31 protein-coding genes and 1 pseudogene are annotated in these 26,567 nt (G+C 61.2%); 13 read left to right on the top strand and 19 right to left on the bottom strand.

Annotation, left to right across the window (positions count from 1 at the left end):
* Positions 1 to 14: 14 nt before the first annotated feature.
* The 9 genes from rlxS to ACZ1J6_RS23540 form a co-directional block, all read right to left on the bottom strand.
* Entirely contained in the window at positions 15 to 1,982 is a 1,968-nt protein-coding gene (rlxS, locus tag ACZ1J6_RS23580) for a relaxase/mobilization nuclease RlxS (protein WP_465128729.1), read from the bottom strand.
* A 277-nt stretch (positions 1,983 to 2,259) separates the two neighbouring features.
* Positions 2,260 to 2,619 (bottom strand): hypothetical protein, encoded by a 360-nt coding sequence (locus ACZ1J6_RS23575; protein WP_465128728.1) that lies wholly within the window; start codon positions 2,617 to 2,619, stop codon positions 2,260 to 2,262.
* A gap of 325 nt (positions 2,620 to 2,944) precedes the next feature.
* Complete coding sequence (locus ACZ1J6_RS23570) at positions 2,945 to 3,586, bottom strand: lytic transglycosylase domain-containing protein (RefSeq protein WP_465128727.1); 642 nt, start codon at positions 3,584 to 3,586, stop codon at positions 2,945 to 2,947.
* Positions 3,574 to 4,158, bottom strand: a complete 585-nt coding sequence (locus tag ACZ1J6_RS23565) for a S26 family signal peptidase (RefSeq protein WP_465128726.1) — start codon at positions 4,156 to 4,158, stop codon at positions 3,574 to 3,576. Before ACZ1J6_RS23565 ends, ACZ1J6_RS23570 begins: the two co-directional genes overlap by 13 nt.
* Positions 4,155 to 4,385 (bottom strand): DNA-binding protein, encoded by a 231-nt coding sequence (locus ACZ1J6_RS23560; RefSeq protein WP_465128725.1) that lies wholly within the window; start codon positions 4,383 to 4,385, stop codon positions 4,155 to 4,157. Before ACZ1J6_RS23560 ends, ACZ1J6_RS23565 begins: the two co-directional genes overlap by 4 nt.
* 129 nt (positions 4,386 to 4,514) lie before the next feature.
* Positions 4,515 to 4,721 (bottom strand): cold-shock protein, encoded by a 207-nt coding sequence (locus ACZ1J6_RS23555; RefSeq protein ID WP_465128724.1) that lies wholly within the window; start codon positions 4,719 to 4,721, stop codon positions 4,515 to 4,517.
* A gap of 129 nt (positions 4,722 to 4,850) precedes the next feature.
* Positions 4,851 to 5,750 carry a HEPN domain-containing protein gene (locus tag ACZ1J6_RS23550; RefSeq protein WP_465128723.1) on the bottom strand — a complete coding sequence of 300 codons (900 nt, stop codon included), beginning with the start codon at positions 5,748 to 5,750 and terminating at the stop codon, positions 4,851 to 4,853.
* Positions 5,751 to 5,824: 74 nt separating this feature from the next.
* On the bottom strand, positions 5,825 to 6,730 hold the full coding sequence (locus ACZ1J6_RS23545) for a HEPN domain-containing protein (RefSeq protein WP_465128722.1): 906 nt from the start codon (positions 6,728 to 6,730) through the stop codon (positions 5,825 to 5,827).
* Between the two features lie 98 nt (positions 6,731 to 6,828).
* The gene (locus ACZ1J6_RS23540; RefSeq protein ID WP_465128721.1) at positions 6,829 to 7,149 is read right to left on the bottom strand and encodes a DUF736 domain-containing protein; all 321 of its coding nucleotides are present in this window, start codon (positions 7,147 to 7,149) and stop codon (positions 6,829 to 6,831) included.
* Between the two features lie 879 nt (positions 7,150 to 8,028).
* On the opposite strand from ACZ1J6_RS23540, the gene ACZ1J6_RS23535 reads away from it, so the two are divergent.
* A complete protein-coding gene (locus ACZ1J6_RS23535; RefSeq protein WP_465128720.1) occupies positions 8,029 to 8,259 on the top strand; it encodes a hypothetical protein in 231 nt (76 codons plus the stop codon).
* A gap of 227 nt (positions 8,260 to 8,486) precedes the next feature.
* Here the strand turns inward: ACZ1J6_RS23535 and ACZ1J6_RS23530 are convergent, their stop codons facing one another.
* The 6 genes from ACZ1J6_RS23530 to ACZ1J6_RS23505 all read right to left on the bottom strand — a co-directional run bounded on the left by ACZ1J6_RS23530 (position 8,487) and on the right by ACZ1J6_RS23505 (position 13,549).
* The gene (locus ACZ1J6_RS23530; protein WP_465128719.1) at positions 8,487 to 8,711 is read right to left on the bottom strand and encodes a hypothetical protein; all 225 of its coding nucleotides are present in this window, start codon (positions 8,709 to 8,711) and stop codon (positions 8,487 to 8,489) included.
* Positions 8,712 to 8,868: 157 nt separating this feature from the next.
* Positions 8,869 to 10,698: a ParB/RepB/Spo0J family partition protein gene (locus ACZ1J6_RS23525; protein WP_465128718.1), complete on the bottom strand. Its 1,830-nt coding sequence runs from the start codon at positions 10,696 to 10,698 to the stop codon at positions 8,869 to 8,871.
* 98 nt (positions 10,699 to 10,796) lie between these two features.
* Positions 10,797 to 11,204, bottom strand: a complete 408-nt coding sequence (locus ACZ1J6_RS23520) for a DUF2958 domain-containing protein (protein WP_465127137.1) — start codon at positions 11,202 to 11,204, stop codon at positions 10,797 to 10,799.
* On the bottom strand, positions 11,201 to 12,241 hold the full coding sequence (locus tag ACZ1J6_RS23515; protein WP_465127138.1) for an ArdC family protein: 1,041 nt from the start codon (positions 12,239 to 12,241) through the stop codon (positions 11,201 to 11,203). Before ACZ1J6_RS23515 ends, ACZ1J6_RS23520 begins: the two co-directional genes overlap by 4 nt.
* 548 nt (positions 12,242 to 12,789) lie before the next feature.
* Positions 12,790 to 12,936, bottom strand: a complete 147-nt coding sequence (locus tag ACZ1J6_RS23510) for a hypothetical protein (protein ID WP_465128717.1) — start codon at positions 12,934 to 12,936, stop codon at positions 12,790 to 12,792.
* Positions 12,937 to 13,405: 469 nt separating this feature from the next.
* On the bottom strand, positions 13,406 to 13,549 hold the full coding sequence (locus ACZ1J6_RS23505) for a DUF6771 family protein (RefSeq protein ID WP_465128716.1): 144 nt from the start codon (positions 13,547 to 13,549) through the stop codon (positions 13,406 to 13,408).
* A 374-nt stretch (positions 13,550 to 13,923) separates the two neighbouring features.
* Between ACZ1J6_RS23505 and ACZ1J6_RS23500 the strand changes: the two genes are divergently transcribed.
* Positions 13,924 to 14,577 carry an SOS response-associated peptidase gene (locus ACZ1J6_RS23500; RefSeq protein WP_465128715.1) on the top strand — a complete coding sequence of 218 codons (654 nt, stop codon included), beginning with the start codon at positions 13,924 to 13,926 and terminating at the stop codon, positions 14,575 to 14,577.
* Between the two features lie 98 nt (positions 14,578 to 14,675).
* Here the strand turns inward: ACZ1J6_RS23500 and ACZ1J6_RS23495 are convergent, their stop codons facing one another.
* Complete coding sequence (locus ACZ1J6_RS23495; RefSeq protein WP_465128714.1) at positions 14,676 to 15,056, bottom strand: hypothetical protein; 381 nt, start codon at positions 15,054 to 15,056, stop codon at positions 14,676 to 14,678.
* A gap of 99 nt (positions 15,057 to 15,155) precedes the next feature.
* Here ACZ1J6_RS23495 and ACZ1J6_RS23490 point away from each other — a divergent pair, with 99 nt between their 5' ends.
* On the top strand, positions 15,156 to 15,329 hold the full coding sequence (locus ACZ1J6_RS23490; protein WP_465128713.1) for a hypothetical protein: 174 nt from the start codon (positions 15,156 to 15,158) through the stop codon (positions 15,327 to 15,329).
* A gap of 4 nt (positions 15,330 to 15,333) precedes the next feature.
* Entirely contained in the window at positions 15,334 to 15,654 is a 321-nt protein-coding gene (locus ACZ1J6_RS23485; protein WP_465128712.1) for a hypothetical protein, read from the top strand.
* Positions 15,655 to 15,949: 295 nt separating this feature from the next.
* On the opposite strand, the gene ACZ1J6_RS23480 is transcribed toward ACZ1J6_RS23485, so the two are convergent.
* Entirely contained in the window at positions 15,950 to 16,615 is a 666-nt protein-coding gene (locus tag ACZ1J6_RS23480; protein WP_465128711.1) for a TetR/AcrR family transcriptional regulator, read from the bottom strand.
* 138 nt (positions 16,616 to 16,753) lie between these two features.
* Here ACZ1J6_RS23480 and ACZ1J6_RS23475 point away from each other — a divergent pair, with 138 nt between their 5' ends.
* From ACZ1J6_RS23475 to ACZ1J6_RS23460, 4 genes and pseudogenes are all read left to right on the top strand, one after another.
* On the top strand, positions 16,754 to 19,081 hold the full coding sequence (locus ACZ1J6_RS23475; protein WP_465128710.1) for a TonB-dependent receptor: 2,328 nt from the start codon (positions 16,754 to 16,756) through the stop codon (positions 19,079 to 19,081).
* Between the two features lie 10 nt (positions 19,082 to 19,091).
* Positions 19,092 to 20,405 carry a glycoside hydrolase family 1 protein gene (locus ACZ1J6_RS23470; RefSeq protein ID WP_465128709.1) on the top strand — a complete coding sequence of 438 codons (1,314 nt, stop codon included), beginning with the start codon at positions 19,092 to 19,094 and terminating at the stop codon, positions 20,403 to 20,405.
* Positions 20,406 to 20,750: 345 nt separating this feature from the next.
* Positions 20,751 to 22,460 carry a GH35 family beta-galactosidase gene (locus ACZ1J6_RS23465; protein WP_465128708.1) on the top strand — a complete coding sequence of 570 codons (1,710 nt, stop codon included), beginning with the start codon at positions 20,751 to 20,753 and terminating at the stop codon, positions 22,458 to 22,460.
* A 227-nt stretch (positions 22,461 to 22,687) separates the two neighbouring features.
* Positions 22,688 to 22,813, top strand: a pseudogene (locus ACZ1J6_RS23460) (hypothetical protein); the annotation flags it as partial.
* A 213-nt stretch (positions 22,814 to 23,026) separates the two neighbouring features.
* On the opposite strand, the gene ACZ1J6_RS23455 reads toward ACZ1J6_RS23460, so the two are convergent.
* Together ACZ1J6_RS23455 and ACZ1J6_RS23450 are read right to left on the bottom strand one after the other, a co-directional pair.
* A complete protein-coding gene (locus ACZ1J6_RS23455; RefSeq protein WP_465128707.1) occupies positions 23,027 to 23,368 on the bottom strand; it encodes a DNA -binding domain-containing protein in 342 nt (113 codons plus the stop codon).
* Between the two features lie 196 nt (positions 23,369 to 23,564).
* Positions 23,565 to 23,813 carry a transcriptional regulator domain-containing protein gene (locus ACZ1J6_RS23450; protein WP_465128706.1) on the bottom strand — a complete coding sequence of 83 codons (249 nt, stop codon included), beginning with the start codon at positions 23,811 to 23,813 and terminating at the stop codon, positions 23,565 to 23,567.
* A gap of 203 nt (positions 23,814 to 24,016) precedes the next feature.
* Here ACZ1J6_RS23450 and ACZ1J6_RS23445 point away from each other — a divergent pair, with 203 nt between their 5' ends.
* The 5 genes from ACZ1J6_RS23445 to ACZ1J6_RS23425 all read left to right on the top strand — a co-directional run bounded on the left by ACZ1J6_RS23445 (position 24,017) and on the right by ACZ1J6_RS23425 (position 26,522).
* Positions 24,017 to 24,790, top strand: coding sequence for an autoinducer binding domain-containing protein (locus ACZ1J6_RS23445; protein WP_465128705.1), 774 nt, complete (start codon positions 24,017 to 24,019; stop codon positions 24,788 to 24,790).
* 53 nt (positions 24,791 to 24,843) lie between these two features.
* On the top strand, positions 24,844 to 25,470 hold the full coding sequence (locus tag ACZ1J6_RS23440) for an acyl-homoserine-lactone synthase (RefSeq protein ID WP_465128704.1): 627 nt from the start codon (positions 24,844 to 24,846) through the stop codon (positions 25,468 to 25,470).
* A complete protein-coding gene (locus ACZ1J6_RS23435; protein ID WP_465128703.1) occupies positions 25,460 to 25,708 on the top strand; it encodes a hypothetical protein in 249 nt (82 codons plus the stop codon). The genes ACZ1J6_RS23440 and ACZ1J6_RS23435 overlap by 11 nt, the downstream gene beginning before the upstream one ends.
* Positions 25,705 to 26,295, top strand: a complete 591-nt coding sequence (locus ACZ1J6_RS23430) for a GntR family transcriptional regulator (RefSeq protein ID WP_465128702.1) — start codon at positions 25,705 to 25,707, stop codon at positions 26,293 to 26,295. The genes ACZ1J6_RS23435 and ACZ1J6_RS23430 overlap by 4 nt, the downstream gene beginning before the upstream one ends.
* Before the next feature lie 107 nt (positions 26,296 to 26,402).
* The gene (locus ACZ1J6_RS23425; RefSeq protein WP_465128701.1) at positions 26,403 to 26,522 is read left to right on the top strand and encodes a benenodin family lasso peptide; all 120 of its coding nucleotides are present in this window, start codon (positions 26,403 to 26,405) and stop codon (positions 26,520 to 26,522) included.
* Positions 26,523 to 26,567 lie beyond the last annotated feature (45 nt).

The following is a 26,567-nucleotide window of genomic DNA, read 5'->3' as shown; positions in this document are numbered from 1 at the left end:
CAGCTACCCGCGGATCACGAAATTTCCGGTCCCGATCGGCCGCGGCCGAACTGCCAGGTGATGCCGGCTTCGCGCATGATCCCGCCCGCTTGCTGCCCGAGATGCTTCTCGAGCACGGGCCGCCACGGAACCAGGGTAAATTCGTGACTGCGCTCGATGAGGGCGAAGCGACCGGACACGCCGTCGATCCGCCGGCTCACTTTCCCCGCGATCCGGTCTCCCGACCTCGTTTCCGAAAACTCCTTGCCAAGTTCGTCCGACAGGCGCGCCGCAATACGGAGCAATTCGCGTCTCTGCAGCAGGGCAAGCGTGTTCTGCCTTAGCCGGACACTTGTTGGCGAAACGTCGGCCAGATCCTGCTCGACCAGCCATTGCCGGCGCTGATCCATCGCCGCGCGGACCTCGCGCCCAAACCCCGCGTCCCTGAGCGGCAGACCGGATGGCGCGGCAAGTTCCCGGTCGAGCCAGGTCGCCCCTTCTGTTCCCGCCATTCTCCCGATATCGCCAGCGCCCAGCACTTCGATAGCGACGGGCCGCCCCCTCACATCCCGCCCTTCGAAGCGCTCGGCAACCGCCAGATGGTCGGGCGAAATGCGCCATGATCCATCCAGTTCGCGGCGGACCTCGAGCCCTGCCCGCCGCATCGCTTCAAGCCTGCGTACGTGGGTTTCTGCGAATGCAGGACTTGCGCTGCGATCCTGGCGTTGGTGCAAGGCAGGCGAGTATCGGCCGTCATTTGCCCGCGAGACCTCCAGCACGGTCCGATCGATATCACGCACGCCGGCCAGTCGCGGAGTCACACGAATGATCGCCTGTCGCGGCAACTGCTCGACCGCATTCGCGGTGCCGATATCGACATAGTGCGAGCGTCCGTCGACACCGTCGACAAGCAGATAGTGGCGATCGCGGTGTTCATCCGCCAGCCCTCGGCAGATCACCTTTCCCACAATTGGCCCAGCATCGGGCGAATAGATGCGCTGCTCGCTGCGCTCGAGCTTCGCGCGCGTAACCTCACGTTGCATCAAGCGGATGATGTCGCCGCGCTCTCCCATCGCGCGCAGCGTATCCTCCATCTCGCCGGCCAGTCGCCAGCGGCCATCGCCGAGGTCCTCAGCCAGATCCATCCGCTTCAGCGTCTGAAGACGCCCGGTTTCCAATGCCTGGAAAAGCGGGTCGCGGTCATGGGGCGATACGCATCGATCGAGATCCATCCGGCCGACAAGACGCCGATCCAGCCCGGTGAAGCGCTCCTGCTGCATTTCCTGGCGCAGGCGGGCCTCGATTTCATGTGTGGTTCGCGGCCCGAGGTCGAGCGACATCAGTTCGACCGCGCGCTCGCGAAACCCATGCGAAATGTAATCCCGCGCAATCACCAGGTCTTTGCCCTGATCGTCGATCCCGCGCAGCACGATATGCGTGTGCGGATGGCCTGTGTTGTGGTGATCTACTGCGACCCACTCGAGCTTCGTTCCGAGGTCTTCCTGGACCTGGTTCATCAGCCGGCGAACGAACGGTTTGAGATCGCCGTACTGATCGCCGTCCTCGGCCGAGACGATGAAGCGGAACTGGTGGCGATCATCCTTCGAGCGTTCCAGAAATTCGCTGCCGTGGGCGCGATCGTTTTCCGGGCCGTAAAGCTCTCCGCGCGCACCCTCGTTCGTGACCCCATCACGCTGAATATAGCGCAGGTGTGCCTTCAGCGCCCGCGCGCTACCGCCGCGCACTTTGACCAGCCTTGTCTTTACGACCACGCGCCGGGCTCGATACCCGGCAAGCCGGTCCCGGCTTGACAGGGCCCTGCCGACAGCGGCCCCTCGCCCGATCCTGCTGCCAACAAACTCGCGGCCTCCCTTGGCACCGCCGATCAGTCCGGCGGCGATCGCCACGCGGCTCGCATACCGCATAGCCTGCTTTCCCGCCTTCTTGCTACCGGCGTTACCTTGCCGACCCAGGCGCGGCTCGGAATCATCGTCGAAGTCCATGAAAGGCCTCCTCCAGCTACCGTCTCGCGGCAGTCTCGCCAACGATCCGACTGTCTCGCGATAAAATGATGTGCAGACAGAGAGTTAAGCGTGCCGCGAGACACGCCTTCTATCTTGTTGTACCGCCGACCTCCGCCACTTACCCGCCATCAAGCCCATATCCCCACTTGGGCCGCCTTCTGACTCCGGTACAGGGAACGCCGCCCTGAACGCAGACAATGGCCGGGACGCTGGTACCGGATCACCCACGTCCCGGCTGCAACTTCTCGCGCTGCCCTCATCGCAAGGATGCGTAGGCCGCGTGCGCTTCACCCTCGCTTGCGCAATTGCGCCGCGCAACGAGCCCCTGCGCTCGCCCCCCGCCATCCACAATGCTCACCGCTGCGAACCAGCGCCCATCGAGCCGCCCCAGCACGGCCACCCGATCGAGCTCGCCATCCTCCTCCTCGCCGTATTCCCAAGCGCCTAACCAACGCTCGCACACCCGCGCATCCCATACAAAATCGCTCTCCTCCGCTTCCAGAAACCGCGCCGCTAATGCGCCTGCCGCACCGCGCCCGAACTCGATTTCGAGCCCTGCCACCAGCTTCGCCATGACCTGATCCGCCGCAGCCGAGATGTTCACGTAAGCAACCATGATAGTCTCCTTCGCCTAAGCATCCCCGCCGTTCGAGGACCCTTCCCGGACGACGGTTGGCGCGGCGGCTGTCAGGGCCGCGCCGGCTTGCCGGTGCGCCGCGAAGCGGCGGCGGAGGAACCGATTTTGTTGCAGGAAAACAAACAAACTCGCGCGCGAAGCGCGCTCATTCTCTGCAGCAAAATTGGAGGGGCCGCCGGCCTTTACAGCCGTCGCACAGACCGTCACGCTGGTAAGTCCGAGAGAGGTGTTGACCTCTCCGCCTCGCGCACGATTGCAGACAAGCTCTGTCAGAAAACACCGGCGGCCTTCCATCACGTAGCGATCAGGGCACTGCGCGGACCGCAAACATCGGATCGACGTCCGACCTGGTTTCGTCCGGTGCCACCCTCCCGTCCGAACCACCTTTGCCGATGGCGATGAACATCGTATGCTGGGCAGAAGCGTCAAAAGGGCGGCCCGGATCGATCGCGGCGCCGTTCACGCCCGCCGCTACTTGCGCAAGATAGCTGCCCGTCTCTGCGGGAAGCGACTGCACGCCTGCGAGGTACTTTTCGTAACGTGACGGCCCGGCATTGTAGGCTGCAAACAGGCCGGGATAGCCGAAGCGATCGTATAGCAGGCGTAGGTAGAACGTGCCTGCCAGAATATTGTCGCGCGGGTCGTCGGGATCGTTTCCGAGCCCGAGACGGGCGCGCATCTCCGCCCAGGTCCCGGGCATCAGCTGCATCAGTCCCATAGCGCCTTTGACGCTGCGGATCGGACGGCCTCCCAGCTGTGTGCGCCCCCGGCTTTCGGCACGCATGACCTGCGCGATCCAGCTGGATGGCACCCCGAACCGCGTGGACGCCTCGGCGATGTGGGGAGCCCAGCGCGCGATTTCCTCGGCGCCCGCGGCGCCCGCGGGGCAGGCGGCACTTGCCGCAACGATCGCTGCGAGGGCGATCAGGCCTTTTAGCGCGCCCATATGCGCCTCGCAGGTCCGATGATGTCCGCGCTGCCCGTAATGCCGAAATACCGACCGTCGAAGGAGTCCGGACTATCCTTCATCAGCAGGAAATACTGACCGTGACGCAGCCGCCAACATCCTTCCCACCAAGGCATCGGACGTCCCTGTCCGTCGCGCAGCCGGCGCTCGACAGTCGGCACTCCATCGATGAAAATCAGGCGCCCCACCGCGCAGACTTCGTGGCCCTCCGAAGCGGCGACACGCTTTACCAAGGGAACGTTGCTGGGCAGATAGCGACGGGTTGCGGCAAATTCCCGCCAGGCATAAGGCATGCGCGCAATGACCGTCTCCCCAAGCTGGACATCCCGTTTGCGATTTACCCAATAGAGCCCCATTGGGGCGCTTGGGCTGGCATTCCAGACCAATAGCGGTGCCGGTGGCAACGACGCCGATCCGCCGAGAGCTCCTACCCAGAAGCCGGCCAGCACGGCTAAGATCAGGCGCCTCCGAAAGCGGCGCTTCTCGGCGCGTTCCTGCGTTCCCAGCGGCTTCAGCGCTGCCTCGCTGCGAGGGGTCACCAGCCCGCTCACCGGCGGAATGCCCGGCCGGAGTTGGCTTCGCTCCAGGCATCTAGATCGTCGATGTGGTACTGGATGAACCGGCAATGTCGGCGGTAGATCGGGCCGCCGCCGCACCGCCTGAGCCGGAGCAGAAGGCGGATGGATATTCCGAGATAGTTGGCAGCTTGGGGCGTGTTGAGGAACGGGGAGCCGCGCTTTGCGCGCTGCGCCCGATCGATCTCGTCAGAATCTTTCATGGTGTCCCTTCCATGCATCGGGCGACACCGAGCCGCCCGTCAGGGACACTCAAATGAAGGACAATCCGCCGGTCAGGCAGAGTCGAAAACGGCTATAGGCAAATTCGACTCCCGAGTGCTCAGCGGCGCTCAGTCCTCCACCAGATTGATCGCGGACACCTTTCCGTTTCGCGCGACAAGGACTTCATAGAAAATGCGCTGGCCGGCCGTCAGTTTCGTCAATCCCGACGTCTCGACCGCTGACAAATGGACGAAGCAATCGGCGCCGCCATCGTCAGGCGTGATGAAACCATAGCCGTTTCGAGCATTGAATGTCGCTACCCTGCCTTTTGGCATGCATGCCCCCTATTACGGGAGCATGGTTTTCCAGATGGTCTTTTGCGTCAACCCGGTGGCGCGCGCGACGCGGGGTCGTGTAACAATCCGGCACACCGGCCAATCGCAGAAAAGATGCTAGGAACCAAATCAGAGTTCAGAAAATCGCTTTTCCGCGATGGCTTGAACTGCTGCTTGAAGCGCCTGCACCCGATCGAAAGTCCAATCCAGTTCGGCATCGTTGATCGCGTAGTGGGGCGAGTAACGGCCTTTGATGTAGGCCAGGTGCAGAAGTTCGAAACAGCGACGGCCAAACTTGTCCTCGCGCGGCCAGATCGGGATCAGATCGCGCGCAACGTTCTCGGCACGACCGCGCAGGAATTTGAGATGGTGCGACAGCGGGCAATGAAGCGTCTTGAGCGCCAGGATAGCCTGATAGGATTGCTCGGCAGCCTGATGAAGCTGGAACGCCGCATGGTTGTTCGCTCTCCGCGACAGGGCGAAATCCGCCATATCGAGGAAGATCCTGGCACTGTCGAACCACTGATGATAAAGCTGCTGGGTTTGCAGGCGAAGTTCATCGCGACCGATCTTTCGGGGCGTTGGGAACTGCATCGAGCCGCATTGGTAGAGAGCAATTCCCCTCCGCAATACGTCGACAAAAAACGGGCGTCCGTGTCCGAGTTGCCGGTTGAATTCTTCCAGCGAGTGAACGATCAGGTTTGGGTGGGCCGATAGGCGCTTGGCAATCGAATACTCACGCGCGAGTGCGTCCTTCGCCTTGCTCCAATGATCGACTTCGTCGGCTAGCCGCTCGTGATTGACAATGACCAGGATATCATAATCCCATGCATGCCCGGCCATTGGGCGGGAATCCCAGTCGGCACCCGCATAAGCACCATAGAGAATGACACTCAGGATCCGGCCCCGCCTTTTCCAGGGCTGTGTCCCGCGGGCGATGATGTCCTCGAATTCCGCGAAGATGATCTGGACTATCCGGTCGAGGTCGTTTCGCTTCTGTCCGGGTAAGTGGCCAAGATCCGTCTTCATAATCACCTCGCGTCAGAGCGTTCGGTGGGAGACTCCAGTCACCGATGAATACCCTACGCAGGAGACAACTCCTTTCAGTCCAGCGCTTTGCCCAGGTGCTTCTCACAGATCGACCTGACCTCGGCTTCGAGCAGATCGATGCGCTCGACCAACCACTCGAGTTCGACGTCGCGAATGACGTAGTGCTCGGAGTATCGGCCTTTCACGTAGGCTTGATAGAGCAGTTCCCAGCAGCGGTTACCGAACTTGGTATCACGCGGCCAGACCGGGATGAGATCGCGGGCAATGTCTTCGGCGCGGCCGCGCAGAAACTTCAAGTTATGCGACTTAGGACTGTAGAGTTTCAGGACTAACAGAACGGTATGGTAGAAGTTTTCTGTTGCTTGGTGGAGCAAAAATGCAGCCTGATTATTCATCCCTTTCGAAATCGAAAACTTTGATGTCGTAAGAAAGTCGCTCGCACTTATGAACCACTTCTTGAAGTGATTCTCCGCCTCGATATGGGCAAGACCTGTATCAAGGGGCTTGGGCATTTCGAACTGCTGGGCTTCCAGTTCGTACAGCACGATGCCCTCGCGCACGATGTCGACGAAGAACGGCCGTCCGCGCGCGAGCTGGAAGTTAGCGTCCGCCATCGAATGGACGGTGAGCCCGACAGGTGCGGAGATCACTTTGGTAATGTCGTATGCGCGATTGAGGTGGTCCTTGGTCTTGCCCCAATACTCGGCTTCATCGGCGAGGCGCTCGTCGCTGACCACGACGAGAATGTCGTAATCGGAATAATACCGGCCGACTGGATCTGCGACCCAATCGCCTCGCGCGTACGAACCGTAGAGGATCACTTTCGTGATCCGACCCTGCTTCTTCCAGCCTTGGGTCGCCAGTGCGAGTACGTCCTCGAATTCATGGAAGACGATCTCCACCACACGCTTCAGGTCTGCGCGCTTTGCTTCCGGGAGATGGCCTAGATCCGTCTTCATAATCACCTGATTCTAGACGAGTTCTGGGAGAGAACAACACTTGTGTTGGGCCCGAAGGGAAGAAATCCCCGCGCCGGATCGGCGCGGGGACTGGCCTATCAGTCGGCCGGATTCCAGATGATCGCGAAGGTGTCCTCGTCGTCCCGGCCTGCGGCTCGCCCGAGATTGGCGTAGAGCCGTCGGGGACCGAATTCCGGGGCCGCCAGGCTTAGCGACACGTAGTCGTTGCCTGAGCTTTCGCTGCGGCGCAGCCACCCGGCCCCGACCTCGACCCCGCCTGAGGAAACCCGGTAGTCGGGCTGGGCGTCGCTGGTCTTGCGCGGGTTGGGGCTGATCTCGATCTCGGCGCGGATCGAGAGGGTGCGAAGCTGGCCCTTGAAGCTGTGGCCGTCGCGCGTGACATATCCGATTGCTGGCATTGTTCGTCTCCTGACTGGGTCGTCCCGGACCGATTTCCCGGACGATGGCAGACCGAGAGGAACGGCTCGCCAGGGCCCGCGAACCCTTGGGGCGAAGCGCAGCGAAGGACCGGAGCCGGCGGCTTATTTGCGAGCGAAGCGGCCGCGAGGAGACCGCACCGCGGTCGGGGAAATAAGTTGCCGGGCGATGGTTTCGACGGGACCGCGACCGCTTCCAGGTCATTGCCTTTCGGATCCGGGAATGGGTGCGGGCGCCCGGGCTCGGGAGCACCAAAGGATGCCGGCAATCGGATAAATCTCTTGCGCGCGGCCAGTCAGCTTCGGCCGGCTTGCGGCCGGCGATTTTGCGGCGATCAATTATCTTCAACCCGCGCAAGGCCTGGCGGGGCACGGACCTATCGTATTCGTTCGGGCAGCGTCGAGGTCGGCGGCGGGTGATTGCGCCCACGGGATAGCACCAGGACACAGCTGCCTGTCGCTCAGCCTCGTGGCGGACGCGAATTACGCTCCCCGCGCGCAGCCCGTCTTCAGGGCACGCGAACCGGGCGAGGACGACGGGGCCTGCGGAGCAGCCAGGTCGGGATCCGGCCGACTGATAGCCAGTCCCTGCGGTTTCGGTCGGGCATCCATCCGCAATGCCGGGCCGGTTCATTCGGGAGAGGTGAAGGGGGCGCCCGCGGCCTGCGGCTTCATGACGCCGCAGCGTGGAGCGCGACAAGCGACGGCAAGACGGCGCCAGGTTGGAGCAACGCAGGACGCGAAGCAGAGCCCGCCAGCCTCACCCGAATTGGGTATAGCGAAGTTGACACAGAACAATGCTATTCGGCGCGGGCGCGACCAGGTCGGGAAACACGACGCAAGCGGCTGGAGGAGCCTGAAGTGGACATCTATACCTTGAAGTTCCCGGGCGACGGGAATGCGGGCGCCTTGCGTCTCGACTTCGATGCCGAAGACGCCGCCGAAGCGCTGGTAACCGCCCACCGGAAGGCGAGCGATGTGAGGGCCGGGCGTGCAGCCGAACTGTGGCAGGGAACTCGCAGGCTTTGCACCATCCAGCATGGATCGAACCCGGGCGAGAAACCGACATCAATGCGTTTTCAAACGGCCTGATACGCGAGACCGGCGAGCGCTGCCATTACAGGAAAGACCGCCCCGGGGGGCATTGGGGCGGTCCCCCTTACGGTTTGTCGCGATCCGGGCAAAAAGGAGGCCCCGATCGCATCCGCGCCGCTAGCCACGCTGCGGCTCCGGCAAAACAGGCTTTCGATCAACTGTTGGCCTGACGGGGCGATCCGCTTTTCGCATCGCTGCCCAGACCGAGCGCCTGTTGCCTTGCGTCAGTGCCGGCGGGTGACGAGGCGCGTTTCGCCGCAGAGGCTGCACGCGCCTTTACTGCGCTCGAAGCGATTGGCTCCGACCAGTTCGCGGGCCACCTGTTCCACATGATCGAGCGGCGACAGACCCAGCGTCTGGGCGATACAATCATTGCAGACAGGCTCCGGAGCGAGACGCGAAACCAGTTTTTCGATGGCTTGAAGTGCGCTTGTTTTAACTTCGGTCATTGCTTTCCATGGGTGCCATCGGCGGGGCCCGACGGCAATGAACTTTTGCTATCAGCGGCGAGGCCGCGCCTGCCAGGGCGCGGCCTCGCCGCCGAAATTTTCCATGGCCGGAACAAGATCGGCCGGAGGCGGAACGGTCCGCCTCTGGCCCATTTCGTCAGGCAGCTAGCCGGGAGCCATCGCCCTCCCTCTCCCCGTCACGCTCATTGCTATCGGCAATGCCGGAGCCGTGCTCGCCCGAATGAAATTCATCCTCGCCGAAATCTGGGTCGGACACCTCGAACGCCCGGCGATGCGCGTCCACCGTGCCAACGCCGCCCCGCTCGGTGTATTGAGAGGGCGGAAACGCCATCCAGCGCGGCACCCAGCCTTCGCGCGTCACGCGTCCGTCTGTGCCTGCAAGGTGGTCGCGGATGATGCCTTTCAAGGTCTTGCCCTTCTCCCTGCCGTTCGCGCTCGCAACAACTTCGCCCGCAACTTCTCCCACCATCGCGAGCAGGACTTCACGGTCGCGCAGCGTATCGAGGAAGGCCGCATCCACCTGCCACCACCCCGCCATCGGGACAGTCATCTCCATGCCGACCACTTCCACCGCCGCACTTCCCGCCGCAAGGCTTTCGCCCATGACCACGGTCAGGATTTCCATGACCATCTCGTCGGGAAGCTCGATGAGCCGTGCAAACAGGCGGCACAAATCCCGCGGCGATCCGCGCATGCCGTAGCAGGTTCCACCGGTCACACCCCCGCCAATTACAGTCGGCTCGTCGTCGGGCAGGTTCAGCAAGGCGAGGACGCTGCGGCGCGCGGTATCGAACACCGCTTCTGCCCGCGAGGTCTCAACGCTTTCCCTGACCGCGTCGCTTTTCACCGCCTGCGGTTCAGAAACGATCCGCCAAAGCGGCGATCCGGCGATGGCGTGGGCGACCATGAGGCGGAGGGCAAGGCCCGGACGGCCCAGCAGTTCGGCGCGCACGGCGGCGTGGCGGTGCAGGTCGATATAAGTCTGGGTGATCGAAGTCAGTTCGGGACGCGCCGCCGTGGCAGCCGCACCTTCGTCATTCCCGGCGCCTCCATTTTCCAAGCTGGCCTTGGCAAGCCGCACGGCCTCCTTGCGCGAGAGATACCCCTCATGAATCACGACTTCGCCATTGGCGCGCACGTCGAGATAGACCCGCCCGCCCCTGCGCTTGGCGGTCTTCTCATACTCCCACGAATGGAAGTGGCTTTCGGGAGGAAGCACCACAGCATCTGCCCAGCCAGCCTCGAGGTAGGCCAGCCGCTTCGCTTCGATGGCGGCGTTCTGGAGGTCCCAGAATGCTCCTGTATCAACGAAATAGGCATCGTCCCCGAAGAGGAATGCTTTCAGCTGGAAGCCGCGAGGAGCATAGGCATCGGGATCGTCGGCGATGGCAAGCCATGTCTTCTGCTGCGCCTTCGAAGCCAACGTGAGGTGACGCACGGTCGCTGCGTCGATTTCCTCGGCGCGGTACATCTCCCGAATACGCGGGAGGAGATTGCCGAGTGCGAGAATGCGCTTCACCGCCAGATCGGGGAGGCCGAAGGTCTGGCCGATCTCCGCAATGCTGCGCCCTTCCCTCACCAACCGCGTGAAGCAGGTCCAGCGTGAGACTTCATCGGGATCTAGCCGGGCGATGTTCTCGATCAGCGAGGCCTCGACCGCGCTCGCATCGTCGGCATCGTCCAAAATCGCACAGGGCAGCAGCCTCGCCTCGTGCTCCGGCTCCCCGGCCGCAGCGCAGGCCGCGAGCCTTTCGGCTGCGACTAGCTGCGCGGCATGAAACCGGCGGCATCCGGCGACGATCTCGTAATGGCCGGCTTCACAGCCCGGCCGAACGAGAACGGGCTGCAGGACGCCGCGCGCCCTCACGGTCGGCAGGATGTCGGACACGTCTGGGGCCTTGCGCGCGTAGCGCATGTTGGATTTGCTGACGGCAAGGTTGCCAAGTGCAATAAACTCGAGTCTCATGGTGGCACTCCATATGTGAGTGCCGGTCCGTCCTTCAGGTGGAATGGTCGGGCGGACCGGCTTAGATCGGCGGGAGACGCCCGCCAGCGTCTTCCCCCTCAGCGGGGCGAAAGCCTGATGGCAGCCGGGTCCTCACGCGTGAGTCGGTCCAGCAACAGAGCGGCATCCCGGATCGATCCCGCAAGGCGCGATGCCTCGGCCCAGACCGACAAGCGGTGCCGGGTGGAGAAGCCGGTATCGCGCTCGATGGCGAGCCCCATGGGCAAGCGGATCGCCTCGATTTCGCGAAGCGAGCAGATGCCCAATTCCGGACTGCCAAAGCCAAGGTCGGCCAGTCCATAAAGGGTATCGTTGTCGGCATAGAGTTCGGTAATCAGCCAGACCGCCCGGCCCATCGGATTGAACAGGCGCACCAGCGGGAGCGGATCGAACTTCGGATTGGCCATGCAATGCTCGAAGTTGGCACTGAGCATGGCGCGTGTCGCGGCGCGGATGAGGGTGGTCATGCCTCGGCCCTCCCCTCTTTTGCAGGCAGGTCGGCGCTGTCCATTTCCTCGCCAAAGGGAATCCGCCCCCTATCGGGAAGCGATGCCTCGTAGCGGGTAAGGAGCCATTCCGCCGCTTTGCTCGCCATGCTGGCCGCGCGGAAGATGGCGCGGTTGTCCTCACGCAGCACCTCGAGCCATGCCCCGATATAGTCTGCATGGCGAACCGTTGGTACGATCCCGAGCGAAGCGCACAGGAAAGCCGAACCCATCTCAGCGACCATTTCCTCACGGGCGTAGTCCTTTGAACCGAAGGCACCTGTCAGATTACGATTGAGACGGGAACTATGGCCGGCTCCGTGGGTCAGTTCGTGCAGCGCCGTCCGATAGAAGTTCACCTGATCGTGGAACGCCTGCTGCGGCGGAACTTGGATGAAGTCCTGACCGGGCGAATAGAACGCTTTCGTCCCGCCGACGCGAAATTCGATTCCGCTTGCGGCAATGACGGCTTCTGCCACCGGCACGATTTCGCGCTCGGGCAAGGCAATCGGCGAACCAAGAAAATCGTCCGGCAGGCCTTCGCACTGGGCCACATTGAAAACCGTGAAGCGTTTGAGGAATGCAATTGAACGGGCATCAGTGCCGCTTTCCCTCGCCCGTACCTTTTCCGCCTCAGGCGTGAAGCGGTCGGCATAGACCACTTGCGTCCCATGCTCGCCTTTGCGGACATTGCCACCAGCGGCCAGCGCCTGCTTGAAGGTCAGCCAACTTTGAGAGGCCCAGCCGCCCGCGATCACCGATCCCCAAAGAATAAGCACGTTAATTCCGGAATAGGCACGCCGGGTCAGCGCATTGACGGGAAGTCCCGCGACGGGAGGACTTCCTCCGGCGACTTCATTGCTCCACGGCTGCACCCATGGCACCCGCCCCGCTTCAAGCTCGGCCATGATCCGGGCCGTGACCTCGTCGTAGAGCGAGGCCCTGCCTGATGCATTGGCCTTCCCGTCCTGATCCGATTGGGGCCTCGCGCATTGCGGGACCTTGGGATTGCTGCGCATGTCTTACCTCCTGCACTGCCCGCAAAACCCATCATGGGCCTCCCCCGAAAAGGCGGGGGGTGGGCGGCCCGGACGACCGACAGGGCCCGCATCAAGCGGCGCCTGCACCTGAAAGGCCGGAACGGATGTGGAGGAGCCGCGACGAAGGAGCGGCTTGCAGGGGCCGATGGCGGGCCCAGACGGTTGTCGAGCCCGCACCCCGACTTTGATCGGGAGAGGCTCACAACTGATGCCGCGCGCGGGCGCAGCCTGCGCGCGTCAACATCGAGGCGGGGTATGCCCCGCCGACCGCCACTTCCCCTTGCGCCAGCGATCGAAACCGAAGGCCGAGACCCTCAAGCTTGCGAGGGGCTCGGTGCCCTGCGCGCGGAAACGAGGGCGATCAGCCCTTCAGCGCGTTGGCATAGAGCGCGGTCACGCAGTCGGCGTGAGGCGCCCCGGCAGTGTTTGCCGCCCCGGTCTGTGTCGGAAAATAGCGTTACACCGGAGGCGCAACGAACCCCTGTCTTGCTGAACCTTCGCCCAGTTGCGCTGCCCCGCGAATGCCTTCAGAGCCCGTTGGAGGCCTTTGTCTCGAAGAAAGTGTGCGCTTTGTACAGGGAAAGCCACGCCCGCTCGCGCACGTTCATTTCCGGCCAGCTGTCCCACTCCGCCTTCACTATCAAGGCATAGACCTTGGCGCGGCTGGGATACATCAGGGCAGAAGTCGCAAGCGGCTGGCTCGACACGGTCCCACGGACGCCGGGTTCCTCGAAGGTCTCGGTTGCGGCACGCTGCGAGGCTGTTTCGCCCGGCTCTATCTGGCACTCTGGAAGGATCCATCTCCCCTTGCACTGAGACGTCACCAGAAGGACCTCCCAGGTATCGCCGTTCAGACGGTAGGAACGAGCACTGGATTGAGCGGGCGTCCCTTGACTCTTCGCGGATGATGACAATGCGATCGGGCGCTGGAGACCCTATAGGTCCGGAGAAAATTTGGACGCCGCGTCGCAAAGGTCTGGACGTACAGGCATCGGTTTCCGCGCGCGCCGCCTGATCGCCAATCCCAAAGGGTATCGCAAATATCTTCCATTCGCCGCCCGGACCGAAAACGGAGACGCACAGGGGAAGAGCGTCCACTGATCGGGTCCGGAATGGCGAATAGTCGGCAAGCCGCTCGATGATCTATAGCGCAAGTTCTGCAGCGGCTTTTGGTCGCATCCGCTCGTCACGCATGGTCATGCCGACACGCGCCCAGGCAGGCGCCCTCAAGATGGCATGCGATAGGTGCTGAAGGTGGATCCCTTTTATCCAAAGAGAATGGATCACATATAGAACAAGGAGCGCCCTCTCTGCATGCCGCCGCCACCCGCGACATAACCCTTAATCGAAAGATCAGGGGGCTACATGAGCGACAGGTGCGGAAATTGCGAAGCGGAAATCACTAATGACGGCATAATCAGGGGGCCCAACCGGCGATACGGTCCGTCATCCCAACCGAACCTAGGAAGCCAGCCATATATCCGGTGCCGCCGATGTGCATCGAGACCAAGACGAAAAGTGGGCGGGCAAGGCGGAGGATCAAGAGCGGTCTGAAAGGGTGCCGCGTCGTGTCGCGGTCACGCAATATTGTTAGTCGATTGACAAGACGCCCCCTCTCCCATCGGATTGACCGCGCGACAGGCGAGGCGCAGGATCAGCGCATGTGCAATCTCTATCGGATGACAGCGCCCGCCGCCGCCGTCGCAGGGTTGTTCCGAGCGACATCGAACGCCGCGCCAAACTTCGCGGCCGAGATCTACCCCGGCTATCCCGGCCTCGTGGTCGCAGACGGCGCGGTCCGCGCGATGAACTGGGGCTTTCCCCTCGTCCTCAAGAGCAAGAAGACCGGCGCGCCGCTCAAGCCCAAGCCCGTCAACAACACGCGGGAGGACAAGATGCACACCGGCTTCTGGGTGGACAGCTTCCGCAAACGGCGGTGCCTGATCCCCGTCACAGCCTGGGCGGAAGCCGAGGGCGCCAAGGGCGCCATGACACGCACATGGTACTCCCTCCCCGATCAGGGCGTGTTCGCGGTCGCAGGTGTCTGGCGGCCGACGGCTGAGTGGGGCGACTGTTACTCGATGGTCATGGTAAACGGGTGCGAGCAGATGGCCGACGTCCACGATCGCATGCCGACGGTCCTTGTCCAGGAGCATTGGGACCGCTGGACCAACGGCGATCCTGACGAAGCCTTCGCGCTCTGCCGCGTCTATGACGCGCCGCTGATCGTTGATCGCACGAGCGAGCCATGGTTCAAGCGGACCAGCCCACCACCTGCGCCAAAAACGCCACCGCCATCAGCAACGCTACTATGATCATCTCGGCCTGCTTCAGCATCAACGAATGATCCTAGACGGAAAAGCCGGATGCAATGCGGGAGAGATCCGCGCCGGATTAAAATTACGGCCCGGCCTCAATAGCTCAGCCAGTCGAGTTCGGCCTCATCGACCGCCTCGAACATGTCGCCTTCTGCCTGGCCGACGCGAAGCCGCTGCCGTACCGCCTCGGGATCGCCGTCCTTCGGAAAGCCGCGATCCGCCACGGCGCACTTCGCCAGTTCGCCGACCAGACCACCGCGCCCGGTCTGCGTGAGTAGCCAGCGGCCAAATGCTCCGCGCTCGGCAGGCGCAGCCGTTCGCCCGGCGGGGCGAAGACGCGGGTCGGGGGCTGCGGGCACGAAAGCCCGAAAATCGGGGCCTTTGCTGATATCCTGAAACGAGCCACCGCCTCCGGCTATTCTGCTGACTTCGCGGCGCAAGTCGTCGAGTGTCGATGTGGTGGGCAGCTGTTCCATGGCAATCCTCGCTGTCGAATCGGTAGCGCGACTCTAGCATGTTCTCTATATGTTCTCACCATGAGTCGATGTGTGCAGAGCACCCCGGAGGATCAAAAGATGGAACATATAAAGGAAATCCGCCACGCGGTGGCGACAGCGCTGGAGACGCGCGGCCTCGATAATCGGGAGTTCCTGCGACAGATAAGATCAGGCGAACAGGACGACGGGCCTTACATGACGGGCGCCCTCGCCTGCGCCGCTGTTCTCGCGAAGCAGTCGGCGCGCAGCTGATGAAGTGCGCTACTCTGACGGACTGAGGATCCCGACCCGGCTGTTCGAAGCCGCAGCCTGGCATTACCAGATTAAGGTGACGTGCGCGTGCGGGCGGTCGGCCGTCTTCGATCCCCATGCGCTGTGGTATCTCTTTGAGCGCAAGGGTTGGGATTCCACCTTCACAAAGGCGCAGGGCCGTTTCTACTGCAGCGAATGCTGGCGAACAAAATTTCGGAAGCTGGCGCCGGTGAAATTCGAGACCTGCCGCGAAGAGCCGACCGTGCGCCTGCCAATGCCAGATGAGCGGGAATGGAAGCGCGCGATCGATCGGTTTCGAAGCTGACGGCGGCGCCCGCCCCTGACCTCGCCGGCGTCAAGCCGACTGACCGGAAGGGGTGGGAAGCGGAAGTTTGGGTATGAGCGACCCGCCCCTACTCATTGGGGGCAGACGAATAGGAGCAATTGGCCAGCAGATTCCTTGGCATTATGCAATTCGTCGTCGCCAGATATGGGCTCAAATTTGTCCACGCCGCCTAGCAACCAACGGCTGCTCCCGGGCGAAGAGCTGATATCGCGAAAGCACTTAGCCCCCCTGCTTTATGTTGGCGCGAGCGTTCCATAAGTCGCCAGCCGCTGATCTATCCTCCCAAATCTCCCGATGCCTGGAGAGTGGCCAAGGGGCGCAACATTCCGTCTGGGGCTGCCATTCGCAAAAGGTTGGAAAGCAAATCTATGGCAGACTTGTTCATGTCTACATGAGGAAGATGGCGATCGGCGATTGATAAGCCTCGCGCGGCCCAAACCATGAGGCGCATCACGGTCAATGCCAGTTCTCGATCACCTCCGAATGCTCTGCGCATCGCTTTCAGAGCATTTTCCTCAACGATTTCCTGCATCGGTAAGACATATGCGGCCAGATCGGGATCACTGCGAGTAGCTTGAAGGATTTCCAGAACAGCGATGCCGGACGGCTTGTTAAGCACTCCCCAAAGCACGTGAGGCCAGTCATACAGGTTGTTCCCGATGCCTGTCGTTCGGCGGGATTCCTCGTAGCCAATCATGTCTTCATCGGCGACGTGCTTAACAACCTCGGCCATCAAAGCCGCACGCGTTCCAAAGTGATGGAGAACAGGGCCTCGCGAGACGCCTGCCTTCGCTGAGATAAGTTCGATGGTAGCTCCGCCGTAGCCCACCTCATAAATCACCGTGATGGCTCCTTCGATCAGCGCGCGTCGCGTTTGGGCTGTGCGCTGCTCCTGAGTCCTGCGGACCTTCGTCGGCGTCCCGGTTCCATCTGCACTCATTCTTTCGTCCGATCCTAGTTCTAGCTACCGCGTCGATAGGTTGCCATAATAAACATTCATGCTTGCACACATGTATGTTTCAGTTTTATCTATGCCCCAAGCGACCGTCAATCGGGTCGCAGGTTCGGGAGGTAGGGGATGAATAGGGCAATTCTTCTTGCAACGGTGGGTCTGTCTGCAGTGGCCAGCCCGGCTTGGGCGCAGGTCGAAGCGACGGGTGAAGGCGTGAGCGAAATCGTCGTTACTGCGCAACGCCGAGCGGAGCGGCTTCAAGATGTTCCGGTAAGCGTGACCGCCCTCGGGGCCGACACGCTGCGCAATCGAAACGTAAATGACCTCACTCAGGTTGCGCTCGCAGCGCCTAGTTTGCAGGTGGGCAGCGACAACACATTCGCCGTGCGCGGGGTCGGTACCCAAGCTTTCGCGACCACCATCGACTCCAGCGTAGCCACCGCTTTGGATGACGTTAATCTAGGCCGGCCGTTCCTGGCTCAGGGGCTGTTCAACGACGTCGAGCGTGTTGAAGTGCTCAACGGCCCTCAAGGGTTGCTTTTCGGAAAGAACGCTTCGGCGGGCCTACTGAACGTCGTGTCTACTCGGCCGAAGCTCGGCACGTTCGAGAGCGTCACCGATATGGAGTTTTCAAATCGGTCCACGCCGGGCAGCAAGGTTAAATCGTGGTCTATGATCGGACGAGAGACGATCAATATTCCCGTGGGAGAAAGCGGGGCGCTGCGGATCAACGGTACGTACTCGTATGAGGAACCGGGAACTAATTTCGTCGGTCTCAACAACGTGCGCAACGATCTCGATCGCGAACAATACGGGGTAAGGGCGAAATACCTTCAGGAAATAACACCGTCGCTCGAACTGTACATCATCGGCGAGTACGCAGAGGCGCATGGCGTCGCTGGGGTAAGCGACCGAACCTATCGATCATTGGGACCAAATAGCACTAATGCGGCCGCGCTGGCGTCTTCCGCTATCACACCGGGAGACGAGAATTACACGTTTGCCGGAGACGGTGGATATTGGCGCGATCTCAAGCTGGGCGGAGCCCAGGCATCGCTTTCATGGACGAGCCCGAACGGGCTTGTCGTAAGCAACGTCGCTGCGTGGAAATTTTACAGCATAAATTCGCAGCTCGACGTTGATTTCACCAATCTCAACGGCGCCAATCGAAACTACACTGATGGTCGATACGATCAGTTTTCGAACGAGTTCCGCGTCGCTCTTCCCGCAGAAAATCGACTGACGGGCCAAGCTGGCCTCTATTATTTCCATTCGACTATAGATCAACAGGGTCAGATCGCCGGCAACAATTTCCTGCCGTCATTCCTGCTGCCAGGATATCCGTTTTGCGTCGGTGCCACCGCCACGCCGGGCGCACCTCCGGGCACCTGTTCCGTCAGCAACAACTTTTTCCTCGGACGCGACTACGATTACCGCATGAAGACTGACAGTTATGCGGCTTTCGGACAACTGACGTTCTCGGTGAGCGATGCGTTCAAAATCTTCGCAGGCGGCCGCGTAACGCGTGACGAGATCTCGATCGATCTCGATCAGAATCAAGATTCTTACTTCGTACCCCTGGCAGTTCCGGGGACGTTTGCGCAATCCTATGGTCACACCGATTTTAGTTGGCGTGCCGGCGGACAGTTCCAGCTGACACCGGACGCCATGATCTATGGATCCTATGGTCGCGGGTACAAGGGGCCGGGCTTCAACGATACAGCCGCAACGGCGACTTCTGACCTTCTGGTACGCGGCGAGAAGTCGAACACGGCAGAAATCGGTTTCAAGACGAGCTGGTTCAATCGCAGGTTGGTCTTCAACGTATCCGCCTTCCACACCAAGTTCGATAATTATCAAACCCAGTCTCTCGATACCGCGCTTCAGGCTTTTGTGGTGCAGAATGCGGCTTCGGTCAAAAGCAAAGGGGTGGAAGTTACCCTGAACGCAAATCCGCTGCGCGGCCTTTCGATCAATGCGTCTGGCACCGTATTGGACTCGAAGTTCGGCGATTTCGCCGGCGCACAGTGTTATCCAGGGCAAACCGATCCGAGCTGCGCAACAACCGGATCCTTCAACGCTCGCGGCAACCAGACACCAACCGCGCCGACCTTCACGTCATCTTTCCAGGCTATCTACGAGTTCGACACTGGAGGAAGCGTCCATCCGTTCATCGAGGCGAACTGGTATCACCGTTCCTCCATCAACTATCTCGTAAATCGCGCGCCGGGGGCACGCGTTCCGATCGTCGATCTGATCGGCGCCAGTGCCGGCATCAAGCTCGACAATGGGATCCGGATCTCCGTCTTCTGCAAGAACTGCACAAACGAATACAATCCGAACTTTATCGGCCTTGATGCCGGCGACGCAACGCAAGGCATTGCCAGCTACCAGCAGCAATTCGGCTTCGACTCGGTGCGCACCATCGGTGCGAACGTGCAGTTCCGGTTCTAAGGAGACCAGCGTGTTCGATCCGCTAAACCGCCGACACTTTCTTCAAACCGCCGGGGCGGGCCTCATTGCTGCCACCGCTGCATCGCCGCTATTGGGTGCGACCCGCCGTAAGCTGCGCCAAGACTTCTTATGGGGCGCTGCCACAGCGGGCCATCAGGTCGAGGGCAACAACGTCAATTCCGACGTTTGGGTGATGGAGCATCTCAAGCCCAGTTCCTTCGCAGAGCCGTCAGGCGATGCCTGCGATAGTCTTAACCGCTGGAATGAAGACATCGATTTGGTCAAGCGGATCGGACTGAACACTTATCGTTTCGGCATCGAATGGTCGCGAATCGAGCCAGAACAAGGCCAGTACTCGCAGGCCGCCCTTAGCCTTTACCGTCGAATGATTGATTATTGCGTCGAGCTGGGGATCAAGCCCTTCGTCACCTATTCGCATTTCAGCGTTCCGCGCTGGTTCGCGGGGGCTGGCGGCTGGGAGGTGGCCAGCAACGTCGATCATTTTGTCCGCTTTTGCGAAACCGCTGCTAAGGCCCTTGGTCCGAATTACACGCATGCCATCACTTTCAACGAACCCAACCTGGCCGCGCAGCTTTCGTGGCAGCCAGAGTTTAACAAGACCATGCGGTTCTTCTCGATGGCTAACAAGGCAGCGGCGAGGATGGTCGGGTCGGACCGGTTTTCGTCGACACCCACTTTTGACATTCCAAGCGCGCGGCAAAATCAATTGGTGGCGCATCAGCGAGCGCGCGACGCCATCAAAGCGACCCGTCCCGATCTCCTTCTCGGGCTCAGCATCGCTATCTCAGATGAGCAGGCGGCGCCCGGACCTAACGCGCTCAAGCGCAAGATTGATGAGGTCTACACGCCCTGGTTCGAGGTTGCCTCGAAGGATGATTTCGTAGGTGTGCAAACCTACGGACGCGCCGTCGTTGGTCCTGAACTTGATCTTCCTCCGCCGCCCGGCAGCGAGGTGACAGAGAGCGGTATCGAGTTTTACCCCGAAGCGCTAGAAGCGACCGTTAAGTGGACCGCCAAAGCAACAGGCAAGCCTATTATCGTGACCGAAAACGGCGTCGCTATTTCGGACGACAAGCGACGCGTGGCGTATATCGAACGCGCGCTGGCTGGGCTTGGGAGAGCCATCTACGACGGCACGGACGTACGCGGTTACATCCATTGGTCGCTTCTCGACAACTTCGAATGGAACCGAGCGTACACAGCTCATTTCGGTTTGGTCTCAGTAGATCGTCAGACCTTCGTTCGTACTCCTAAGCCCAGCGCTTCGTACTTAGGACAGTATGCAAGGGCCAATAGCATCTGACTTGCGTTAACCCAAATATCTGGATGGCATATCGCGATCGCGGCCAGGCATGTTTACGTAAGCCACGCGGCGGATCGTGACAACAGCCGCCATTCCCGCATTCGCCTCGGAACGACGTAAGTTGGTCGGCTACTGCCGGAAGCTCGTGGGACAGAGCCGCCATTCGCTGCCAGCGCCGGGAACGGCAGGTCCCCATCCAACACATGCCATTCCTGAAGCACTGATGATCGTCTCCACGAATGCGCGAGATTGGTCGTTTGCTGCCCCGCGATCTAGCTGCCTCAAAGCACTCCCCCATTGCTGGTTGCATATTAAGAATGATAATTCTAATCTGACGTCAGAAGAATGTTCGCCAGGGAGAATGCTGTGAAAGATGTGCTGTGCCGGTTGGCTATGTCTGTGGCCGCCTTTGCGGCGATGAGTCCCGTCGCCGAGGCACAGCAGCTTCCCGTGATCCGAGACCGCCAACTCCTGGTGGACGGCAAGCCCTACCTCGCCCTCGGCGGGGAGTTGCACAATTCGAGCGCCTCCAGTCCCGACTACATGTTGCCGATCTGGGACAAGCTCCAAGCCATGCATGTCCAGACTGTGATCGGGACGGTGAGCTGGGAGGATTTTGAGCCGAAGGAAGGTCAGTTCGATTTCCGTGCGGTTGACGCGCAGATCGCGGAGGCCCGCAAGCGCGATATGCGTCTCGTTCTGATCTGGTTCGGTGCCTTCAAGAACGCGGCCTCGACTTACGCGCCGAGTTGGGTGCGCGGTGATACCCGGCGTTTTCCCCGAGCTGTCGTCCAAGGCGCGATGACAGAGGCCTTTACCTACAAGGGCGCAATGCCGAAGCCGGTTCTCTCGGTGTTCTCGCCCGAACTGCTGAAGGCGGACCGAGCGGCTTTCGTGGCGATGATCAAGCACTTGGCCGAAGTCGATACGAATCACCGCGTGATCATGGTGCAGGTGAACAACGAGACCGGCCTGCTCCGGGACAGCCGCGATCGTTCCGCCTTGGCCGAAGCCGCATGGAAGGCACCTGTGCCGACGCAGCTTCTGAAGTACCTCTCCACACATCGCTCAACCTTGAAACCGGAACTGGAGGAAACCTGGAGCCGTAAGGGCCGCCGATCCTCAGGGAGTTGGGCTGAGGTCTTCGGCTCAGACTGGCAGGCCGAGGAAGTGTTCATGGCCTGGCATTTCGCGCGCTACATGGAAGCGCTCGCGGCAGCGGGTAAGCACGAACTGGCGCTGCCCATGTACGTCAACGGTTGGCTCGGACCGCAGGAAGGCCAGCCCATGGCAGGTCAGTACCCCAGCGGTGGCCCGGCCAAGCGGGTTCTTGATGTTTGGCGCGCAGCGGCACCGTCGCTCGATATGCTCTCGCCCGATATCTACGCGCCCAACGTCAAGGAGGTGCTGGCGGATTACGATCATGCCAGCAACCCACTGTTCGTACCGGAAGCACAGTTCCGAACCGGCGATATCTTTTGGGCGCTCGGCCAGCACCGTACCATCGGCTACTCCGTCTTCGGGATCGAGGACGGAAGGATCGACGGACAACTCGCGCAGGCGTTCTCTGCACTCTCCGGAATGGATGGCATGATCGCACAGGCGCAGGCGGAGGGGCGTATCGCCGGCGTTCTGCTCGACGATGGCAAGCCTGCGGTTATCAAGCTCGGCGATTACACGATCACGGTTCAGGAAACGATGGCACTGCTCAAGCAGATGCTTCTTGATGTCGGCTTGCAGCCGCCGCCCGCGCCGCCGCCGCTTGCAAGCGAAACTGAAGGTCCGACCGCCCGCCCGGCGCCTGGCGACGGCCGAGCCTTCGGCCTGATCATCGACGAAGGGAACGACACGTTCCTTATCGTCGGGAAAGGGTTCACCGCAGACTTTGCTATCGGGTCGAAGTTGGCGGAAGTCGACCGGGTCGAAGAAGGTCATTTCAATGCCAAAAGTTGGCTGGCCAGGCGCGTTATAAATGGCGACGAACGACTCAGCGTAATCCCCACGGATCGGATCGGCACCATCCGCATCAAACTGGTGCGTCCGGCGCCGAGCTAGCGCCTTGCAAACCCGCCACTTCGACCAGCACTATCGGCCGTTTTCAGCGTGACTCGACGTTCCTCGCTGCGGAGTGAAACCACCAGATTGGTCGTTTTCTGCCGTTTCTCGGGCCGGTACCAAGCGTTTGATGTCAACTACTAGATAGGTGAAGTGCCTGCTCGGGGTCGAGCCGAGCCCGTAACAGACGGAAACGTCCCCTATCCGGCAGGTGGGCTCGTGTTGCTATGGTCTGCAAGAAGCTGCGCAGGAGCTGGGATTGCATAGGCAGCGTGTGTGCGTCCCGGATCCAGCACAATCTTTCGCCAGAGGAATACCGTGCACGCTGGAAACTGCCGATCGAGTATCCGATGGTCTTTCCCGAGTATGCCGCAAAGCACTCGGAAATGGCTTTCCAGTTCGGGCTCGGTAGCACTGGCGGGCGGAAGAGGTCAGTCAAGGGAACAGACACTGCCGGGAATGGGACGGCCGTGACTGAAGAAAAGAAGGCTCCACAACTGCTACGAAAACCTAGCGCAAGCTGGGCATCAAAACGGGCTGAAATCGCGGCCTTTGAATTGCCAGACTCAGGAATGTCCCTTGCGCAAAAGCGAACGATATCCGCCCGCCGCCATCGACCGGGCTTCGCGGATCAGGCGGCGGGTCCTGGATTTCAGGGAAGTCGAACCGCGTCTGGTATCGAGATCGAGGAATTCGGCACCGAACAGTTCCTCCGTGATGGTTGTTATACTGACGCCGCCCATAAGCGCATCGTGCACTCTAAGCGCCTCGACCCAGCGTACCATCCTCGGATCCGGCGGAAACAGCGAAGCGATGAATCGCTTGTGGCTGCAGAACGCCAGTAACCGGCGAAGCGGCAGCATTCTGGGCTGTGCGGATTGCGTCCCTGCCAGACGGTAGTGAAGCACGACCGGCCCTCTCCTCAGCGATCCGGCCAGAACATCGAGGCGAATTCGCCGGCGCCCATCGGCAAGCACGGCGTACTCATGCCTGCCTGGCCCTTCGACAAGTTTCAGCCAAGGGCCGAACCGGGCCGGATCGATGGCGTCCGGATCGCCAGGGCCTGCCGCACATGCGTCGACTTCGAGCGCCCCGGGATCGAACTCAGAGCTCCAGATGAGATTTGCCCCACAGGCGCCGACTGCGGGGTTCTCGGCGAAAGTGCAGTCCCCATTTTAGGGCTGCCTCCCCGTCCCATCCCCCTCGCGTGGCTTCGCTCGCCTGAGCATACCATTCTGCATAACCGGCACTGCGGCGGAGCCATTCCCACATCAGGGCTGCGCGGTCGAGGCGCGCAAGTTCCCGGTAATTGGCCGAATTGCGCCAGTCTATCGCCGTTTTTCCATCGGTCATGCGAGATCCGGCGACCGGACGATGTGTGACGGCTGCGTGACAGAGATCACATCGCAGTGTTGCGATCCCTGGGTAGTATGCGGACTATGTAGAAACGCGGATCGACGAGGGAATGAGGGCCCGAAGCGATTTCGCCCGCAAGCGGAAAGGACGGCTCGACGCGTCCTGGCGGCTTGAGACGCCGCGAAGAGCCGTGACAGCGTATGGGCGTCAAAACTGCATATCAAAAATTCAGGGACCTTGTTCGGGCAACCAAAGATCTCGCCGAGCTTGATCTTGCCCTCAACCAGATCACTCAGGCGGTCGGCTGCAACTACTATGCGATAGGTCACCACATCGATCGGGGTACCGGCAAACCGCAAGCGTTCCGCCTGCTCAACTACCCGGAACCCTGGATCGACTTCTACGACCGAAACGGTTTTGTCGGCCGCGATTTCGTGCACCGCGCATCCGGAAGAACCCAGAACCCTTTCCTTTGGCGGGAAGCACACGAACTCGTGGAATACAGTGCGTACGACGAGCGCTTCCTCGAACTGGCCAGGCAGCACGGACTGCACGACGGATTCACGATACCCTCGAACGTCCCTGGAGAATTCCTCGGATCGTGTACTTTCGCTACCGCACCCGGCCGGCCGCTCGACGAGGACGGCCTCATTCTCGCCAGGCTCGTCGCGCCGGAAGTCTTTGCGGCAGCGCGCCGGCTGGTCGGCCTTGCGGAAGTCATGGAATGTATCGATTCTGCGCTGCTCACCAAACGCCAGCGCGAATGCCTGATCTGGATGATGGCCGGCAAGAGCGATTGGGACACCGGGCAAATCCTCGGGATCAGCGAAGCGACGGTCCGGCGCCATGTCAACGACGCTTGCAAAAAGCTGGGAGCGCTGAACAGACCATTGCTGGCTTTCCTCGCGTGTCGGAACGGAGTGATCAGTTTCCCTGAAGTGCCAGCAGGCTCCTATACACGGAACCGTGAATAGCCCGAGGGCTATTTCCGAGGGAAATTTGCGAACCTTTTCAAAGGAGGTTCGCAATGATCCACTGCCTGTCCAACGCCCCCGCTGCAACCGAGCATTCTGTTCTTCGAAACATGTTCGAGGCGCGCAAGCGCGTGTTCATCGATCTTCTGCGCTGGGACCTGCCGGCCCTCGCCGGCCGGTTCGAGCTCGACCAGTTCGACAACGAGGCGGCCATGTACATCGTGCTGTCCGACAAGGACGGCGCCCACCGCGCATCGGCGCGCCTCTTACCGACGACGCAGCCGCATATCCTCGACACGCTCTTCCCCACGCTATGCGACGAGGCGGTTCCGTGCGGCCCGACCACTATGGAAATCACCCGGTTCTGCCTGGAGCGCAAATCGTCGGCGGGCGAAAGACGCGAGTCTAGGAACGAGCTCGTCCATGCGCTCGTCGCCTTCGCGCTCGCCAACGGCATCGAGCGTTACACAGGCGTGGCCGACCTATCGTGGCTGCGCCAGATCCTGACATTCGGCTGGAGATGCCGCCCGCTTGGCGTGCCCAAAGTGGTGGACGGAAAGACTCTGGGCGCCATGCTCATCGAGATCGACGAGGATACGCCAACCCTACTCGAACGCGGGGGCATCTGCGCGCCTGCCCCGGCGCGGGAACCGCGTGGGGAGGCCGCACATGTTCACTAAGCCTTTCCTGCTCAAGGCGAGCCGGATTTCGGCGGAACTAAGGGAAATCGGATACTGCGCGGTGCGCGGCGCGGTCCCGGCAAAGGCAGTCACCGCAATCGACCATAACCTTACGCCCCATTCCGCAGGAGTGCCGTTGAAAAGCCCCGATCCTTGGCAGGCCGCAGACTTAGGTATCGCGGACATCCCCTGTTTAGCGAGCACCGCCACCCCGGTCAGCCGGAGCCTGTTTCCATGAACGCGGGCACCACTGCGGTACGAGTCTACGACAGGCTGAAGCGGGCCCTCGCCAACGGCACTTTCACGCCAGGCGCGCGGCTCGAGCCCGCGAGGCTGGCCCAGGAATATGCCAGCAGCGCAACGCCGATCCGCGACGCCCTGCATCGCCTCGCAGGAGAGCGTCTTGTCGAGACGCGCTCAAGCGATGGGTTTCATGTGCCTGCCGTCAACGAGATCGGTCTGCGCGATCTCTACCGCTGGAACGACGAACTCGTGCGTACGGCCCTGCGCATAAGCCGGGGACTACACATCCCCACCGATAACCAAACCGAACCGATGGACGCCGCCGACCTCTTCTCGTTCATCGCCGCGCGTTCCCGCAGCGCCGAGATCGTCATGCAGGTTGCTTCGGCCAACGCCAGACTTGCCTACATCCGCCAAATCGAATCGGCTTTCATCGAGAACGCCGTCGACGAGATTCGGACTATTGCTGTTTCGCTAGAGCAAAGCCCAAGATCGACTAAAATGCTCGTACAAGAGTATCACAGGGCGAGATTGACGATCGTTCCTAAATTAATAAACGAAATCTTTCAGAACAGCAGATAACCGAAATAACATTCGCGCTATATGTTCAATATAAAATTCAAATGACCGCATCGACGTCATAAAATCCTCGTTGCCGCAATGTCGCGGCGAGTAACGAGGAAACTGTCATGGAACGGAATGATGACGTGATCGAGCTGGGCACTGCCAGCGTCGAAACCCAGGGCCTCGGCGGCCAGAACCCCGACGTGGGCATCGGCCAGGATGTCGCCGGCCTCTCCGACGACTGAGCAAGGGGGGATGCGCGATAGGGTCGCGCATCCCTTTTGTCGCCC

Source organism: Novosphingobium sp. BL-S-21 (genome assembly GCF_055521655.1).
The sequence above is the reverse complement of the archived record's forward strand: the minus strand, read 5'-3'. Positions and strand labels throughout refer to the sequence as shown.